The sequence below is a fragment of the Paraburkholderia sp. UCT70 genome, assembly GCF_050434085.1.
Classification (GTDB): domain Bacteria; phylum Pseudomonadota; class Gammaproteobacteria; order Burkholderiales; family Burkholderiaceae; genus Paraburkholderia; species Paraburkholderia tuberum.
The window spans coordinates 675,498-691,012 of record NZ_JBNPVZ010000002.1; the positions used below are offsets into that span (position 1 = coordinate 675,498).

Genomic DNA, 15,515 nt, shown 5'->3' on the forward strand with positions numbered 1-15,515 from the left:
GTCAGCGCGAGTTGCAATTCCGATGAGTCAATGCGCCGGCCAAGATGTTTGTCGGTAAACCGGACTTCCTGCTTGACGCTATCCACCCATATGCGTTTCGTCGCGCTGAAGACCGCTGACCAGCAGAACGTGCTGGTGCTGCACCGGATGCGCAGCGGCTTTGTCGAGGAGCGTACAGCATTCGTCAACCGCCTGCGTGGCGAACTGTTCGAGTTCGGCGTGTTCCTCCCACAAGGCATCGACGCGTTCCGTGCCCACTTCGTCGAGGCACTGGAGGACGGGACCACAGAGCTGGACGGTATCGCACGCGCCGCGCTCCTCGCCGGCTGGCATCACATCCACGCCCTCGACGAGCAGATCGCGTGGTGTGACTCGCAGATTGCCGCGCGGGTCAAACATGACACCAGCGCGCAACGCCTCATGGCCGTCGTTGGTATCGGGCCGCTCACCGCGTCGGCCGCCGTCGCGACCGTCGGTGACGCGCGCGTGTTCAGCAACGGACGGCAATTTTCCGCCTGGCTTGGCTCTGTGCCCAAACAGGCCAGCAGTGGCGGTAAGACCCGGCTCGGCCACATCACCAAGCAGGGCAACACCTATCTGCGCACCCTGCTGTTCCAGGGTGCTCGCTCGGCCCTAATGAGTGCACATCGACGAACCGACCGGCTGTCGCGCTGGATCGTTCAGCTCCGCGCGCGGGCGGGCTGGTATCGAACGCTGGTCGCCATCGTCAACAAGCACGCGCGAATCCTCTGGGCGATCCTCGCCAAAGGCGAGCGCTTCGATCCCTCCTATACCCCGATCCGTCCGTCGTGACTCGTGAGCCGCACCACGGATCCCTGAAACGCAGGACACCACCGTACAGCACCCCAAAGGGGCCACTCCCAACACAAGGACGCAATAGGCATGGATAGCGACAGGTCAGACCGGCAGCAGGCGAACTCGAGGAAGCTCCAGGCGACGCATCTCATGCGTGGCGCCGCGCTCCGGATGGAGTCCTGCTGCGCGGTTACTATCCGGGCCCGGGCACAGAAGCGACAGTGCCCCAACAAGGCCGTTTATAGGTATGCAGTCTGCCCCGCCGCCGGTCTGCCATCGCGTCCGCCACAACGTCGGAATCAATCAATGACCGAATGAACACCAAGCTTGCAAAAAGGGAAAGTCCTTATAGGTTGCTTCCGGCTGGAGCGGTTGCCGGGCGGGGCTTACACCCGCTGGAAAGCGCCACCTTTTCACGGCGCACACCCTGTCCGGCCATTGACCCAAGTGCAGTGAACCTCCGGTGATCTACTGGGACCAGCCGACCAACGGACGGCATGAGACGGTGCCGTAATTGTACCTACAAGCTGGTGTGCAGCTTTGCTTGCCTTCCTGAAGGCCGGACTGGGTTGGGGCGGCATGCCGCTGCACGTCGTTCAGGCCGACGTGGACAGTGGCGCGCTCGTGCCGCTGGAGTTTGAAGAGACGCGGGCGAACGTTGCCATTTCTCTGTCGGCCATCTACCGGACCGATACGCCACCTGGCCCTGCCGGGCGGTGGCTGCTCGATCAGATCAAGGCGGTTGCGGGTCAGGTGAAGACCGCACGCCCGTCATTCTGACGCGTCAGGCGGTGCGGCACCCTGCCAGGAAAAAGGCGACGCTGTCCTTTACGTGAGGCTCGATCTGCGCCCGCAGGACCTCCAGGTTTTCGCCAACGAGAGCGCGCATGAGCAGCGGGCCAACGATCAGATCAAGAAAAAACCGCGTTGTGCGCTCGATGCGTGCGGGTCCGAGGGCGGGGAACCGCCGGATGTCCGCTGCATTCGCGGCCCCGCGCAGGGCTTCCAGGGCGGCTGCGGCACCGCGCTCGCGTGCGCCTCGCCCGAAATGGGCAAGTTCAGGGACGCGGCGCGCTTCCGCCGCGGACAGCCGCATGAAGTCGATGACCTCGCCTGCGAGCAGTTGCCCAAGCATCTCCTGTCCGATGTTGCTCAACCTCGCCTCGAGGGTTGCCCCGGTGTTCCCATAGTTGCCGAAATGCGCGCTCACCCTTGCAGCGTTGCGCATGCCCACCGCCGCAAAGAGCGCCTCCTTGGTCGCGAACCGCGCATAAATACTGGGTTTGCCGGCACGCGCCAGGCGGGATATTTCGTCAATGCTCGCGCCGTGGAGGCCGCGCTCCACGAATACCTGGTAGGCGGCGTCCAGGATACGTTCGTCAACCTCGCCGGAGAGCGTTCCCGGAGGGCGTCCGGTGCGCCCGGAAGAGCTCGCGGAGGCAACATGTCCCTCCTTTTTGGGGACGACGATTTTAGGGTTTGGCATGCGTGGGGCGGACGTGGCCTGGGTAATGGAACATCACTGATGTAACACGACGGGTGTTGGGCTGTAAAGAAACGAAACGATTTCGTTTCGATAATGTTTGACGCGTTGAACTGCGCCTGTTACGTTAATAGAACGAAACCGTTTCGTTCAGTTTCCACCGACTGGTTCAAAGGAGCGTGTCAAATGAATACCGAAATCACCATTCGCCCGAAGCTTCAGCACTTCGGGCTGGTCACCGGCAACCTCGATGCGATGACCGAATGGTATCGCCAGGTGCTGGGCATGACGATCAATCATCGCTTCGGCAACGACGGGGGCGCACAGGGTGGGCCGCCTTTCCGGGCAGCATTTGTCAGTAACGATAAGGTGCACCACCGCATCGTGTTCTTTGAGCTGCCGGGCCATGCGCCGGATGCCAGTCGACGGGCCGGCATGCAGCATGTTGCATTCGAATACCGCACGCTGGACGACCTGTTGGGCACTTACGTGCGCCTGAAGGGCCTTGGCATCATGCCTCTGTTTGCTGCAGGTGAAGGCTTCCAAACCGTATTCAATTACGCAGACCCGGATGGCAACGCGGTCGAACTCAACGTCAACAACTACGGCAACGACTGGACCGCAACCGAGCACATGCGCAACCCCCCGCAGGGGCATGCACGGCGGAGCCTCGTCGATCCCGACAAGCTGGTCGCCGCGCGTCATGCAGGCGTTATGCCGGAGCAGATCCATGAGCGCATTATGGCCGGCGAGTTTGTGCAGGAGCGGGCACACGGCGGGCATCACGTCAGCCATCCATGAGTGTGGTGGGTCATTTTGCCGCTGCTGCCGTTCTATTCGCAGCACTTTGGCGCCAGCCCGTTCGCCCTCGGCGCGCTGGTGGCCATCTTTTCGCTCGGTCAGTTCATCGCCGCCCCGATGCTCGGCAGACTTTCCGATCGCTTTGGACGCAAAGTGGTCCTGCTGGGTAGCCAGATCGGCACGTTTGTCAGCCTCGTGCTGCTCGCCTGCGCAGGCAACCTTCTGATTGTCTTTCTGGCGCGTATCCTGGACGGCATCACTTCTGGAAATCTTTCGGTCGCGAGTGCCTATGCGGTTGATCACAGCTCACCGCAAAACCGGCGTCGCGCTATCGGACTCGTCAGCGCAGCCGTCGGGGTAGGTATGATGGTTGGCCCGTCACTCTCAGCGGGGTTATCGCGTATCTCGATCTCCGCTCCGATCTTGGCTGCGGCGTTATTGTCGGCGTTGAGCGCGACGGTCAACCTGATCTTCCTGCCGGGCGACGATAAATCAGCGCCGAGTAAAGGAAAGCGTCAGGTGCTGTCCCTATGGCGCACGCTTCGGTCTCCGGGCGCTGCGCCGGTGCTTCTTGTGCTGGCACTGTTCTATTTTGGCTTTTCCATGTACGTCTCGCAGTTCGCGCTGTTTCTTCAGGCGCACTACGTCTGGAACGGAGCCGCTTTTGGACCGCGTGAGGTGGGCTATATCTTCACCGCATCCGGGGCCATCAACATCATCGTTCAGACCGTCGCGATGAAAAAACTCGATGAAGTGATTCCTGAGAACCTGCTTGCTGCTGTCAGCCTGCTACTGTTTTCCATAGGGTTGAGCATTTTCAGTTTTCTACCAGGGCTTGCGCCGCTGGCCGTCGGCCTTGTCATGGCAAGTGTAGGAACGGCGATGACCAGGCCAACACTGATGGCCGCGTTGTCCATGACATCGTCACCTCAGCAGCAGGGTGCAATCATGGGCTTGAATACGTCGCTGATGGCGGTCTGCAACGTCATTGCGCCACTTGTTGCGGGGGCGCTCATTGATCACGGCCTGTATTTCGGCTGGGCTTTCGCCATTGCCTCCATTATGGCTGCGGGTGGTTGCTGCACCCTTGTTCTGGTCAGGCTGAAGAAATGGCCGGGTGGCTCACCCGAATCCCCTGGGGATTACCAGACCCGAGCCGATTGCAGTCGAATCGCATAGTCGAGATGCAAGATGAAAATCACGCGCGCTCTGACGAGCAGCGCCTTCAGTTCCGCGTTCTTCGCGGAGGGAAGCAGCGCGTTGTCCACCGCATGAACCAATTGCTGGTGATATGTGATCTCTTGATAGAGGTAGTCTCCGTCGAACGCGTACTCATCGGCCGCATTCAACCTGGCGAGGTTGTCATCCCCTTCGTTCCGGAACGCCTCGCTCATCCTGCTATTTTCGGGGTGGAGCATCAGCCTCTGCGTCAATTCGACGGCTGATTGATACAAGTCCCTGTGTTCTGCAACCATTTTTCCAGCGAAATTCTGGATGCTTCTTCTCTGGCTTCGGCTTAGCGCGAGGTTGCCCGCCTCGATTTCGGCTCGATTCGCGACCATGAGGATGGCGGCGATTTGCTGGTCAGTGTGTTGCGCGTGTACGTCATACATGCGCAGCGACAATGCAGCGAGTAACACCAGCGCGGCGGCTTTGTGGCTCGGGATCATCTTTCGCCTCCGGTTCAAACCATTGAATGGACACGTCTGCTGCGGTACTGCATCGACCGGTTGAATCCGCCGGTCGAAATCAGTCAATCGGATGGCTGGTTTAGCGCCGTGGTGCGTAACCGCTCATGGCCGATCTTTGTCCGACGTCGATCGACGGCACGCGAGCCACTTCTGCCCTTCGACTTGGCAAGACCGCAGCAGCAGCTTCCAAAGTAGCGGCTGTTCACGCGGATGTCTATGCCCACACAAGGCGCGCGCGACGGTCAAAAGGAGAGCCTTGACCGCCTGCCTCGAAGTACTCAGCTTCAACGTCCGATACAAATACTACGAGCGTCATAATCACGCGGGCGCTAGCTGGAGCGCAAACACGCGCCAGTTGAGGCGTTCAGCGTTCCTTGCCATGTGTACTGGAGTCGGGCGCCTCCGTGCAGCGCGTTGAGGCGTAACCTTTCAGCACGCTGATCGTGCACGTGGTGAGGTGGCTTCCAATGCGTCACGCGTTCGGATCTGCGGTGAAGCCTCGCCAGCGATACCGCGGCTGCTCATTCGCGAACTCGCCCGATGATCGGCCTGCCAGCGGGCGCGCGTCTGGATACGGGCTTTCCCTTAATCGTGCAAGCAGCTTTGTTAGAAGCGGAATGTTGGCTATCTTTGACTCACCATCTGCAAGGCCGAACGAGGGAGGCAATCATGAAAGCATGGAACGTCGTGAATCTGCTCGTCGTCGTGGGATGCGTGACGTTGACGTCGAACGTCTACGCGCAAGCCAGCACTGTTATGCCGATGGGCTCGGGTCCGGCTGCAAGTTCAGGCAAGGCGACGCCAGCGGACAGGAAGCTGGCTCGGGATGTACGCAAGGCGTTGTCGAAAGCGCCCAACTTCAACGTGTCGAACGTATTCGTCAAGGCGCGCGGCGGTGTCGTGACATTATCCGGCAGCGTGTCGGACGGTCCTCAGATCCAGCAGGCCGCGGAAGTGGCGAAGGGCGTGCCGGGTGTAACGTCGGTGAGTAACCATCTGACGCTCTATACGAAAGGGTATTGACCCTTCGAGGCGGCGCCGGGAAGTACTGACCGTTTTCAGCCGTGAATATTGCAAGGAGCCGACGCTTCGTGAAATTTCACGCGCTTCTTTAGCGCCTTCGATTTGCAATAGCGTTGGCAACGTTACGCCGTTCTTCGCCGCTGTCATTCGGCAAGAATCGACACGAGCATTTCAGGCGGGGCCGATCTACAGCCAAGTCGCGCCAGAGCACAGATTCATGTTCCAGGCACGGCTCCGGCGCTTCTGTGAGGGGGCTCAGCACCGCCGGTTGCGATTGGCGGTACCCGACCCGGAGCAGCCCTTCGATCCGGCGCGAACTCAACGTCAGTTGCCAATGGGCGGATTCAACCGGTCGATGCAATAGTTCGATGGAACCGTTCAGCCGGTGTTTCGTAATCCAGTGTCTTCCTTGGACTGCAGCCGGTCATCCATGTCTGATCCTGGCGATCACGAACAATGGTTCGGACCGCCTAGCAGCGGATCAACGTCGCATCTCAGCGGTTGGCGAGGGCGGCCCGTTGAAATGGCTGACTATAGAGATAGGACATTCGGAAGTAACGTCGAATATGTGCGCATGGGGCATCCACATTGGAGCCGACGCCGAGCGATTCGAAGCAGTTGCCGTAAATCGATTCGAACTGCAATTGCCCATTTTTTTTATTTCTTGCCGCTTTGTCGAGCCCGTTATGCACTTCAAGCTGCACGCCGATTATCGGTCATTGAGGGTCGCGCGATCCGGGGCGGAAATACGCACCAGCAGCCGTCGTCGTGCCGAAAGAAAAAGATTGCATGCGAGCCGTTCGGCGCTGATGCCTCGACCTGCACGTAGCGCCTCCGGTCTTCCCGTATATGCCCAAACTGGAGTACGCGAATTTGCGTGTGCGGAGCGGGCGCAAGCCACTTTTCCACCAGATAATGCAGGGACTTCTCGGCAGTGTTCATGACCATCTCCTTCGATCGCGTCCCTCAGCCTGCTAGCGGCTCAAGCGCTGCGACCTGAGCACAATGCGACGGGATGATTAAAGCGTAGGGCCGGACGTCAATTTACGATAGTTAATGTTTTTTTACGATAACGATAATATGTTATTTATACGTCCGTCTTTCAGACGGACGTTGCACTGCCCTAACCGGGCGGGTCGCACATTTCTGACTCCGCTCGCCGACGCGATTGTTCGACTCGAAGCATCCCGCGTGAACGATCACGCCCTTAGCAGGCCGAGGTAAAATCGCCGATCATAGCTCGCAGGACATCCGGGCATCAGTGACCGAAGTAGATCGAGTGAGTACCTTCGGTCGCCGTTGGCGCACCCGCCTGCGAGGAGCCATCCGACACTCCGCCTTCGCCTGTGCTCCCCGACATCGTGACGTTCTGCGCTTGAAGCCGCGCCTCAGCCGCCTGGATATCTGCCGGGTAGTGCACATCATTGGCGGCCGGCCGGTACCCGGCGTGTTCTAGCCGAACTAGATCAGCGCGCACTTCGGCACGTGACAACGGCGCGGTAGCGTCCTGTGCAAAAGAGACCGCGGGAGCGACAAGTACGCCGGCAACCAGCGCTGCATAGATAAGAGCCTTCATAGTGAATCACCTCCTGAATTTAGGGTATGGTGAGCTTCACGCGCGATGATTGAAGCCCCCGATCTCACCATCTCGTCGGAAACGGGAGTGAGTAAGCTTCATTCTGTACAACGAAGGTTGATGCACGCTGACGCTCACATTACATTGATGTCATGTTCGGATTGCCTGCGAAGCGTAACCAGCAGAAATCATCGGCAAGAGATACGTTTGGCTGCAACCGTCGAATGGTCTATCGAACGCTTTTTGGCCACGCTTGCGATGCGGCAATCTGAACTGTCGTTTGCTAGATCAGGGACGACCATCGCGACGTAGTTCGGGAGGGTCAAACACGCTGTTACTGAAGCACCCGCGCGGTGAAAGCGGGTGCTCGACACGGGCTGCGGATGCGGGGGGCGAGTTCCTGCTTCGGCCGGAAACGCAATGATGGTGTCTTGAATCCGAACGTCTGTTGGCAGGGGCGGAGAAGACGTTCGAATGTCCGTTTGGAAGCTCGGACCAACGACCGTAGTTGGCGTGCGCCGTGTAAAGGCGGCGTTTTCCCAGTGGGTGTAAGCCCCACCCGGCAACCGCTCCAGCCGGAAGCAACCGGAGCAGCTATGGAGGTAACGAAATGGCTGAAGCCTTCGGTGTAGCGTGTCACAAATTACGGTGACAGCGCGAGTGTGCAGGCCGTAACACGTGTGAACGCCGAGCAAGCCTCGAAAAGGTCGATGCGCAGGCCGACCCGACTGCCATTACGGGGAAGGCTGATACGGCTGGGTGAATGAGCAGGCAGGACATCCAGTCGCTGCGCCGGGGTAGTGGCGACAGCATGCACACAAGGGAAGCGCACGCAACACGGGAAGCCCCCTGGCGTGGTCAGGGATGACCAACCGGACGCCCGTGAGGGACAGGCCGGGCGCCTTGGGGTGACGGAGAGGCCCGTAGTACCGCTGAAGCCGGGTAATGCCGGTGGAGGAAAGGGGCCTCAGTTCAAGACAAACGCAACACGTAGTGAGGGACCTGGAGATTGGGAAACCTATCAACTCCGATCAGTGTTCAGAAGCTGCAGATGGCGTTACACGCGAAAGCGAAGGCAGAAGCCGGGTACCGCTTCTATGCTCTGTACGACAAGATCTATCGTGAGGATGTGCTGGCGCATGCGTACGCCCAGTGCCGCTCGAACAGGGGCGCCCCGGGTGTCGATCGGCAAGACTTCACGGAGGTCGAAGCGTATGGGGTGCAGAAATGGCTTGGCGAACTGGCGCTTGCGCTCAGGCAGGAGACTTACCGGCCGGACCCTATCAGACGAGTGTTTATCCCGAAGGCCAATGGCAAGCTGAGGCCACTGGGCATCTCGACCTTGCGAGATCGGGTGTGCATGACAGCAGCGATGCTGGTGCTCGAACCGATCTTCGAAGCTGACCTCCCACCAGAGCAGTACGCTTACCGCCCGGGGCGAAATGCCCAGCAAGCGGTGATCGAGGTGGAAGAGCGGCTGCATAGAGGGCAAACGGACGTCGTAGACGCCGACCTCGCGGACTACTTCGGAAGTATTCCCCACGCCGATTTGATGTTGTCGCTCGCGCGACGCATCGTGGATCGGCGCGTGCTGCATCTGATCAGGATGTGGTTGGAGTGCTCCGTTGAAGAAACCGATCACCGAGGCCGGAAGACACGTACGACCGAGGCCAAGGACAGCAGGCGCGGCATTCCGCAAGGCTCACCCATCTCACCACTGCTGGCGAATATCTACATGCGCCGGTTTGTGTTGGCATGGAAGAAGCTCGGGCTTGAGCGAAGTCTTGGCAGTCGAATCGTGACCTACGCGGACGATCTGGTGATCCTGTGCAAGCGAGGCAAAGCTGAAGAAGCGTTGTCTCGACTGCGCGAGATCATGAGCAAGCTGAAGCTGACGGTCAACGAGGAGAAGACACAACTTTGTGCGGTTCCGGAAGGGGAATTCGATTTCCTGGGTTACACGTTTGGGCGGATGTACTCAGCGACGACTGGTCAGGCCCGCATGGGCATGCGTCCGTCGAAGAAGAGTATCCGGCGCATGGTTGAGAAGGTTCATGCGCTGACCGCCGCTTCTATGACGTGGCTGGACACCACGGAGCTGGTTGGCAAGTTGAATCGCATGCTACGCGGCTGGGCGAACTACTTTAAGGTAGGGACGTTCAGACGCGCGTACCGGGCGCTCGACAGCTATACCGCTGCGCGGTTGCGCCGGTGGTTACGGAACAAGCATAAGGTCAGGCGTCGCCGGGGCGGGAGCTATCCACTCCAGCACCTCTACGGGCACTTCGGTCTCGTACGCCTGACGGGCCCTTGGCTGTAACTTGCCGTGTACGAAGGCGTGATGTCTTGTCCGAGAGCCGGATGCGGGAAATCTGCATGTCCGGTTCGATGAGCGGGGTGTGACAACGGAGCAACGGTGAGGTTATTCGGGCACCGCCAGACGAAAGAGGCGGCAACAGACAAACCCAGCCTAACGCCACCGCGTCACATCTCGACTCTACCGATCGCGGAAGCCGCAATCAAGCGATGAGCCCTGCTTTCGCCTCCGTCAAGCCGGGTGCAGTAGTTTGCCTCGGGAACAGCGCCGCCAAAGCGGCTCAATTCTGGATGTTTTCCTCGCAATCGTTCCAGTACCGCAGCGGGTCGCGATGTTGTGGATAGCGTAAGTTGAGCCACGCTGACAGCCTGGTCCAATCTGGATGATTGGTACCGGTCTGAGCGGACCAGATCGATGACCGCTCAAGAATTTGACCGTTCCCGCGATCACGGACAAGCAGGCTGCCTAGTCCGCTTGAACTGTTCGCTTGTGACTCAATAAGATACCGCGGCAGAATTTTGAGTTCAGCATCCGCAGCCCAACCGTATAAGGCGCGGACCACGCCAGACGGATCTCTCAGCTCTATGGGGCCGCTTTCCGGGCGAACGGCCGTCCATCCTTCGGGAAACTCGGTGACAACCTCGTTTTTACCTTCCCTCACCCACTTCACGCGCCATGCCCGGACCATCGCCTCGCGCATGCGAGACACCGACTCGTAGCCAACAGGCAACTCGATCGCCATCGGAAGCGTAATGAGGTTGTCTTTCCAGAGTTTGGTTTCGTCGTCGACGCGCTCGACCACGTCGAATGCTCCTGCTTCGAATGGGTTCTCGGGCCGGCCCGATACTCTCACGTTGCCGCCGGGCAATCCCTCGAAAAGGCGCTCAGCATCATGGCGGGTAAGTTTTGTCTTTCCTTTCTTCATGGGTCTTCCTACAGCAAGGTTGTTGTCTCGCTAACGCCTGGGCCCTCATGATTCGGCCACTGCCGGCCGCGCGTTTCCCGCCGACTTCGTCAGGGTTTCGCATCCTCCGGCTTGGGGCTCCAGGCCGCAGCCAAGCGGCTTTGTATAGCGACGAGTTGGTCATCGGTGGTCGCCACCAGCCACAAACGCGAGTGCTCCGCGATTTGGCGGTTGTGGTCCTTCAACGGTCCCATTGTGGCAGCGGACTTCCAGGCCACTGGGCCAATTCGGCTGCTCCGGCCCGAGGGCGCACCCACCAGCAGGCAGTAAGGTCCAAGAGGAAGCGAGACGAACGGAAGGGCCGGACTAGCGCGCACGCGCCAGTCGATGAACGGCGCCTCGTTGATGAGCAACGGAGTGGGCAAGCCGTAAAGCACACTGAAATCGTACAGCGACAGTTGCTCGCGCGCGCCCGCGTAGATACGCCGGATATCGTCGACAACCGCGGCGCGGATTTCATCGTCGAACATGGGCTCCTGCGCATAGCGTGCAGAGGCTTCCTGAGCGTCAATCTGATATGAGCTGAACAGGCCAAGTTCCACGCAGTCCTGCACTGCGCGCTGGACCTCCACCATAGAGCCGGCTTCCTCCGGCTTGCCCAACTGCGCTGCCCTCAAAAACCGGGCAAGACCCGCCTCCTGGATCGGAGGACCCTCCACAGACGCATCGTCGTCAGCATCCTTGTCGAGCGGCACGAAAATGTATTCTTCGGCCGCGAAGCGCGACTTCTTCCCTTCGTCAAACTTGATTCCGCCATCGATGCAGTCCAGATAGCGAGTACCGATTCGGCCATGCTCCCAAACCCAATTCTTCAGGAGCGGACGTAGCGGATGCAGCCTGTCGTGATTAGCCATGGGTGTCTCCAACTGCCCAAGTATAGATCCAAGTGGCCGCTTGCTCTGTTGGGGTCTAGTCTGGCAACGTTCGAACTAGACGGACAATCCAGAGATACTCTGCGCCTTCGTGTCATGGCCAGCGGCATCGCGAACGACAGCAATCAGCCGAGCAACGGCCGTTCATGCACCGTTCCGTGAACGGCTCTAACTGGCCGCACTCTGCCCTCATGAGGTGACGGCGCCCGCTCGCCACCGGCGGGCCTTTGGCATAAAGCGACCTTGGCAGTCCTTCAGCGTTCGTCAAGCCAGTCATTCGTCGACTGACGAGCGTGAACATCGGCTCCCTAATCACACCGAGCAGGGGCAGCCCAAAGGCCGCAACGAAGAGATACGCAGGTTAGCCCGAATTGCCGATGCTTGCAGGAACGCGTGCCGGCGTCGCAGGTCGAGGAAACTTACTTGTCGCGCTCGAAGGTTATGATGGACCGGGCGATGCCGGCCCAGTTCGGCATCTGTCGCCATGGGGTCAGCACCTGCAGACGGTCGCCGGCGACGTGGAACTCCCGTCACTGTGTCGTGCCGACCTACTCGGAATTCCAGGCGGCCTCAACCTTGGTGCACCACTGATTGTCTTCGGCGCGCTCGATGCCAGTGTACGCCACCAGGGTGTTCAACAGAGCCGCCTTCTCGGCGTCGCCCTTTCCGGGTTTGCGCCCGTCGCGAGTCAACATGAACGCCACCGGGTGGTCCGCGGTGAAAATTACGCGACCGCTCGGGTGCTCGCCCATTGCTGCGATCTTGCCGCCAGTGACTTTGGATTCGACCTTATAGGAGACCAAACGCCACGCCCCCGACAGCGGGGATTCCTGCGCCCGCGCGGCACCGGACGCCGCTGCAACAGCAATAAGGGCGGCAACGGCGCCATCGACCATGATTTCACCGTTTACCTATGTAAAAAATGCGTCCCGCTCGCGCCAGTTTCTCGTGTGTTCAGACAGACAGGATGGGATGCAGGGCTTTACGGGTGGCTGGCCAACCGCTGGCCAGTCGCGAAACTCGCCATCTGCCGCCGGCTGTCCATGCATACTCTGTTTCGACCAGCGGCGTGTGGCCCGCGGTCGCCCCCGGTCCGTCCGGGGCTATAGCGCCATGTCAGTCGCAGCCTTGGCCGGCCGCGGTGCCGTGGCCTCGGGCTTCGAACCCGGCGTCGTGGCGAGGTCGATCTGCGGCGGCGGCGTCAGCTGCAGCACGTCGCTGGTGTAGGTCCATTCCTGGTAGACCTTGGCCGGGCTGTCGTTGAGCCTGGTTCCGTAGCTCGGGACGATCTGCCGGATCTTCTCCTGCCATGCCGGCGTAGCCACCTTGTCCTTGAAGACCTTCTCGAGCAGGCTGAGCATGATCGGCGCAGCGGTCGAGGCGCCCGGCGACGCGCCCAGCAGACCGGCGATACTGCCATCCTGCGAACTCACGATTTCAGTGCCGAGCTTGAGGACACCGCCCTTCGCACCGTCGCGCTTGATGATCTGAACACGCTGACCGGCTTGCCACAGGCGCCAGTCTTCCTTCCGGGCCTGCGGGAAGTATTCCTTCAAGGCATTGAAGCGATCGTCATCCGACAACATCAGCTGACCTGCCAGGTATTCGACCAACGGAAACTCGTCGATGCCCACGTGCGCCATAGGCATGACGTTATGCACATTGGTGCTGGTCAGGAGATCGAAGTACGAGCCGTTCTTCAGGAATTTGGTCGAGAAGGTCGCGAACGGTCCGAACAGAATGATCTTCTTGCCATCGATGATGCGGGTGTCCAGGTGCGGCACCGACATCGGCGGCGAACCAACGGAAGCCTTGCCGTAAGCCTTGGCGAGGTGCCGGCTCACGACCTCCGGATTTTCCGTCACCAGGAACGAGCCGCCGACCGGAAAGGCACCATAGTCCCTGGCCTCCGGGATGCCCGAAGCCTGCAGCAGGTGCAGCGCGCCGCCGCCTGGCGCCGATGAACACGAACTTCGCGTCGACGTCCTGCTCGGAATCACCGGTCTGGGTCTTCACGTAGGACACCCGCCACGTGCCGTCAGCGTTGCGCTTGATGCCGCGCACTTCGCTGTTGAGCGAGAGATTGAAGCCGGGCTGGCTCTGCAGGTAGCCGACGAACTGGCGCGTAATCTCGCCGAAGTTCATGTCGGTGCCCACGGGGGACCAGGTTGCCGCGACCTTCTGCCTGGGATCGCGCCCCTCCATCATCACCGGAACCCAGTGCTTGATCTGGTCGAAGTCGTCCGAGTACTTCATGCCGCGGAACAACGGGCTCGCCTGCAGCGCATCGTAGCGTTTCTTGAGGAAACGGACATTGTCGTCACCCCAGACGAAGCTCATGTGCGGCGTCGAATTGATGAACGAGTGCGGATTCTTGAGCACATCGTTCTTGACCTGCCAAGCCCAGAACTGGCGCGACACCTGAAAGGCCTCGTTGATTTCGACGGCCTTCGAAATGTCGATTGTGCCGTCCGGCTTCTCGGGTGTGTAGTTGAGCTCGGCCAACGCGGAATGCCCTGTGCCGGCATTGTTCCAGCCATTCGAGCTTTCCTTGGCCACACCGTCCAGACGCTCGATCATCATCATTGACCAGTCAGGCTGGAGCTCATGGAGCCACACGCCCAACGTCGAACTCATGATGCCGCCGCCCACCAGCAGGACATCTACCTTTTTCGTGTCGCCGGCTTGCGCGGAAAACGCGGTCACGGAAAGAACCACGCCCAACAAAACTGCCGTTATCGTTTTGATCACAGTGACTAACCTTTCTGAACTTTCACAACATATTTGCTAGGACTTCCAGCCGAATGGCTTCGGCAAAGAGCCGTGAATCCACGACAATCTGATTCTCAAGCTTGCCGTCGGCGATGTGGTTTGCAACGTCCACCGCCTTATTCAGCGGAATTGATATGGCCCGCAACAGATAGACCGACGCACCGGCAGCAACAATGACGCCGATGCAACAAGTGGGCGGAAAGCCGCACGGCTCGAACCTGTCATTGCAGAGTTGGCCGCTGCCAGATCCTTCATGCCGGGAATCGCGCCGTTCTGCACGGCCTCGAAGCATTGCTGCGCCTGGTAGAGCTGCCGTAGGCCGTAGCTGCCGGTAAGGTCAGCGCCATCAGCGCCATCGACAGGGTAAAGACCAAGTGTTTGATAATTGTCATTCTGAAAATCCTGAACCCGAAAATAATTTTGTAATGTCGCGAGCCCGAAGCGAGCAGAAGCCAGTTGCGATGACCTGCGTGATGGGCCAACTGCAAGAATTATGCCATGCGTTTCGAAGCGCTCGAAGCATGCTCGACGCGCATTTGCACGGAGACAGGCGCAGGGGCGTTCCGGGTATCCGTAAAAGCCGGCCTCGAATCTTCTGAAATTCCAGACATCGCCTTACCCAAACTTTAATGAGTAGAATTGAACTTCACGCCTGATCCTGACCGATCGCGAACCTTCGGCACGTTCACGGCAATCGGGCCGTCGGCCATCAACACTTCGCGCTCCGGCAAGTAGCCGTTGCGCAGCACAGCGCGCATACATGCCCACCTGTGCTTCATAACTGAGCGGGACGACCCCATCGATGTCCTGACCGTTAAAGTTCAGCTCTGTCGTATCGGCAATGCAAAGCACCACCGGCAACTGTTCCATGCGTGCAAGTTCTCTCGCGCGGTTCGAGCGCCGTGCCTTCACGCGGCGCTGCAGGGTGCGCAACTGGGCATCGCCAAAGCCTCGATGAACGGCAGGCACGATGGATACCGGCGGTATGACGCGGCTGCGCGGATTGAATACGGCCAACACCGGCGCGCTGATGTGAGCCGGCGCGGCCAACCGGCCGTCGATGTGCAACGTTCCGCGCGAGAACCGATCCTCGCGATATAGGTATTCGGCCCCGGTCGCGTGGCGAACTTCCGTAGGCGATCCGTTTCTGCCCCTTCAGCTAGCTTCTGCGATTGTCACCGCCGCGCTCCAAAGCCGCTG

15 protein-coding genes and 3 pseudogenes are annotated in these 15,515 nt (G+C 59.9%); 6 read left to right on the forward strand and 12 right to left on the reverse strand.

What is annotated here, in order from left to right; translation table 11 throughout:
* Positions 1-87 precede the first annotated feature (87 nt).
* Together OKW41_RS05355 and OKW41_RS05360 are read left to right on the forward strand one after the other, a co-directional pair.
* Positions 88-813 (forward strand): annotated as a pseudogene (locus OKW41_RS05355) (IS110 family transposase); the annotation flags it as partial.
* A gap of 543 nt (positions 814-1,356) precedes the next feature.
* Positions 1,357-1,596, forward strand: a complete 240-nt coding sequence (locus tag OKW41_RS05360; RefSeq protein ID WP_429445232.1) for a LysR substrate-binding domain-containing protein — start codon at positions 1,357-1,359, stop codon at positions 1,594-1,596.
* A 4-nt stretch (positions 1,597-1,600) separates the two neighbouring features.
* On the opposite strand, the gene OKW41_RS05365 is transcribed toward OKW41_RS05360, so the two are convergent.
* Positions 1,601-2,302, reverse strand: a complete 702-nt coding sequence (locus OKW41_RS05365) for a TetR/AcrR family transcriptional regulator (RefSeq protein WP_429571780.1) — start codon at positions 2,300-2,302, stop codon at positions 1,601-1,603.
* Between the two features lie 183 nt (positions 2,303-2,485).
* Between OKW41_RS05365 and OKW41_RS05370 the strand changes: the two genes are divergently transcribed.
* Both OKW41_RS05370 and OKW41_RS05375 read left to right on the forward strand, forming a co-directional pair.
* Positions 2,486-3,100 (forward strand): VOC family protein, encoded by a 615-nt coding sequence (locus OKW41_RS05370; RefSeq protein ID WP_429571781.1) that lies wholly within the window; start codon positions 2,486-2,488, stop codon positions 3,098-3,100.
* A complete protein-coding gene (locus OKW41_RS05375) occupies positions 3,101-4,279 on the forward strand; it encodes an MFS transporter (RefSeq protein WP_429571782.1) in 1,179 nt (392 codons plus the stop codon). It abuts the gene before it with no gap.
* Here OKW41_RS05375 and OKW41_RS05380 read toward each other — a convergent pair.
* Positions 4,243-4,857 (reverse strand): DUF4142 domain-containing protein, encoded by a 615-nt coding sequence (locus OKW41_RS05380; RefSeq protein ID WP_429571783.1) that lies wholly within the window; start codon positions 4,855-4,857, stop codon positions 4,243-4,245. The two genes, OKW41_RS05375 and OKW41_RS05380, sit on opposite strands and share 37 nt — an antisense overlap.
* Positions 4,858-5,460: 603 nt before the next feature.
* Between OKW41_RS05380 and OKW41_RS05385 the strand changes: the two genes are divergently transcribed.
* A complete protein-coding gene (locus OKW41_RS05385) occupies positions 5,461-5,814 on the forward strand; it encodes a BON domain-containing protein (RefSeq protein ID WP_429445241.1) in 354 nt (117 codons plus the stop codon).
* 54 nt (positions 5,815-5,868) lie between these two features.
* On the opposite strand, the pseudogene OKW41_RS05390 reads toward OKW41_RS05385, so the two are convergent.
* From OKW41_RS05390 to OKW41_RS05405, 4 genes and pseudogenes are all read right to left on the reverse strand, one after another.
* Positions 5,869-6,011, reverse strand: a pseudogene (locus tag OKW41_RS05390) (XdhC family protein); the annotation flags it as partial.
* A gap of 297 nt (positions 6,012-6,308) precedes the next feature.
* Positions 6,309-6,518 (reverse strand): hypothetical protein, encoded by a 210-nt coding sequence (locus tag OKW41_RS05395; RefSeq protein ID WP_429571784.1) that lies wholly within the window; start codon positions 6,516-6,518, stop codon positions 6,309-6,311.
* Positions 6,508-6,756 (reverse strand): hypothetical protein, encoded by a 249-nt coding sequence (locus OKW41_RS05400; RefSeq protein ID WP_429445243.1) that lies wholly within the window; start codon positions 6,754-6,756, stop codon positions 6,508-6,510. Before OKW41_RS05400 ends, OKW41_RS05395 begins: the two co-directional genes overlap by 11 nt.
* 316 nt (positions 6,757-7,072) lie before the next feature.
* Entirely contained in the window at positions 7,073-7,390 is a 318-nt protein-coding gene (locus tag OKW41_RS05405; protein ID WP_429443982.1) for a DUF4148 domain-containing protein, read from the reverse strand.
* A gap of 1,051 nt (positions 7,391-8,441) precedes the next feature.
* Here OKW41_RS05405 and ltrA point away from each other — a divergent pair.
* Positions 8,442-9,710: a group II intron reverse transcriptase/maturase gene (gene ltrA, locus OKW41_RS05410; RefSeq protein ID WP_429571360.1), complete on the forward strand. Its 1,269-nt coding sequence runs from the start codon at positions 8,442-8,444 to the stop codon at positions 9,708-9,710.
* Positions 9,711-9,987: 277 nt separating this feature from the next.
* Here ltrA and OKW41_RS05415 read toward each other — a convergent pair whose 3' ends face one another.
* The 6 genes and pseudogenes from OKW41_RS05415 to OKW41_RS05440 all read right to left on the reverse strand — a co-directional run bounded on the left by OKW41_RS05415 (position 9,988) and on the right by OKW41_RS05440 (position 15,383).
* The gene (locus OKW41_RS05415; RefSeq protein WP_342963573.1) at positions 9,988-10,632 is read right to left on the reverse strand and encodes a hypothetical protein; all 645 of its coding nucleotides are present in this window, start codon (positions 10,630-10,632) and stop codon (positions 9,988-9,990) included.
* Between the two features lie 89 nt (positions 10,633-10,721).
* Positions 10,722-11,525 carry a hypothetical protein gene (locus OKW41_RS05420; protein WP_429571785.1) on the reverse strand — a complete coding sequence of 268 codons (804 nt, stop codon included), beginning with the start codon at positions 11,523-11,525 and terminating at the stop codon, positions 10,722-10,724.
* Between the two features lie 566 nt (positions 11,526-12,091).
* A complete protein-coding gene (locus OKW41_RS05425; RefSeq protein ID WP_429445260.1) occupies positions 12,092-12,439 on the reverse strand; it encodes a lipocalin-like domain-containing protein in 348 nt (115 codons plus the stop codon).
* A gap of 207 nt (positions 12,440-12,646) precedes the next feature.
* Positions 12,647-14,294 (reverse strand): annotated as a pseudogene (mqo, locus tag OKW41_RS05430) (malate dehydrogenase (quinone)).
* A 22-nt stretch (positions 14,295-14,316) separates the two neighbouring features.
* Entirely contained in the window at positions 14,317-14,607 is a 291-nt protein-coding gene (locus OKW41_RS05435; RefSeq protein ID WP_429571786.1) for a hypothetical protein, read from the reverse strand.
* 323 nt (positions 14,608-14,930) lie between these two features.
* Positions 14,931-15,383, reverse strand: coding sequence for a hypothetical protein (locus OKW41_RS05440; RefSeq protein WP_429573438.1), 453 nt, complete (start codon positions 15,381-15,383; stop codon positions 14,931-14,933).
* Positions 15,384-15,515: the final 132 nt, after the last annotated feature.

What these genes read in the sequence shown, in the direction of transcription:
- OKW41_RS05365 (WP_429571780.1), bottom strand. Translation starts at nt 2,302, where the DNA reads ATGCCAAACCCTAAAATCGTCGTCCCCAAAAAGGAGGGACATGTTGCC.
- OKW41_RS05370 (WP_429571781.1), top strand. Translation starts at nt 2,486, where the DNA reads ATGAATACCGAAATCACCATTCGCCCGAAGCTTCAGCACTTCGGGCTG.
- OKW41_RS05385 (WP_429445241.1), top strand. Translation starts at nt 5,461, where the DNA reads ATGAAAGCATGGAACGTCGTGAATCTGCTCGTCGTCGTGGGATGCGTG.
- OKW41_RS05400 (WP_429445243.1), bottom strand. Translation starts at nt 6,756, where the DNA reads ATGAACACTGCCGAGAAGTCCCTGCATTATCTGGTGGAAAAGTGGCTT.
- OKW41_RS05405 (WP_429443982.1), bottom strand. Translation starts at nt 7,390, where the DNA reads ATGAAGGCTCTTATCTATGCAGCGCTGGTTGCCGGCGTACTTGTCGCT.
- ltrA (WP_429571360.1), top strand. Translation starts at nt 8,442, where the DNA reads ATGGCGTTACACGCGAAAGCGAAGGCAGAAGCCGGGTACCGCTTCTAT.
- OKW41_RS05415 (WP_342963573.1), bottom strand. Translation starts at nt 10,632, where the DNA reads ATGAAGAAAGGAAAGACAAAACTTACCCGCCATGATGCTGAGCGCCTT.
- OKW41_RS05420 (WP_429571785.1), bottom strand. Translation starts at nt 11,525, where the DNA reads ATGGCTAATCACGACAGGCTGCATCCGCTACGTCCGCTCCTGAAGAAT.
- OKW41_RS05425 (WP_429445260.1), bottom strand. Translation starts at nt 12,439, where the DNA reads ATGGTCGATGGCGCCGTTGCCGCCCTTATTGCTGTTGCAGCGGCGTCC.
- OKW41_RS05435 (WP_429571786.1), bottom strand. Translation starts at nt 14,607, where the DNA reads ATGCTTCGAGGCCGTGCAGAACGGCGCGATTCCCGGCATGAAGGATCT.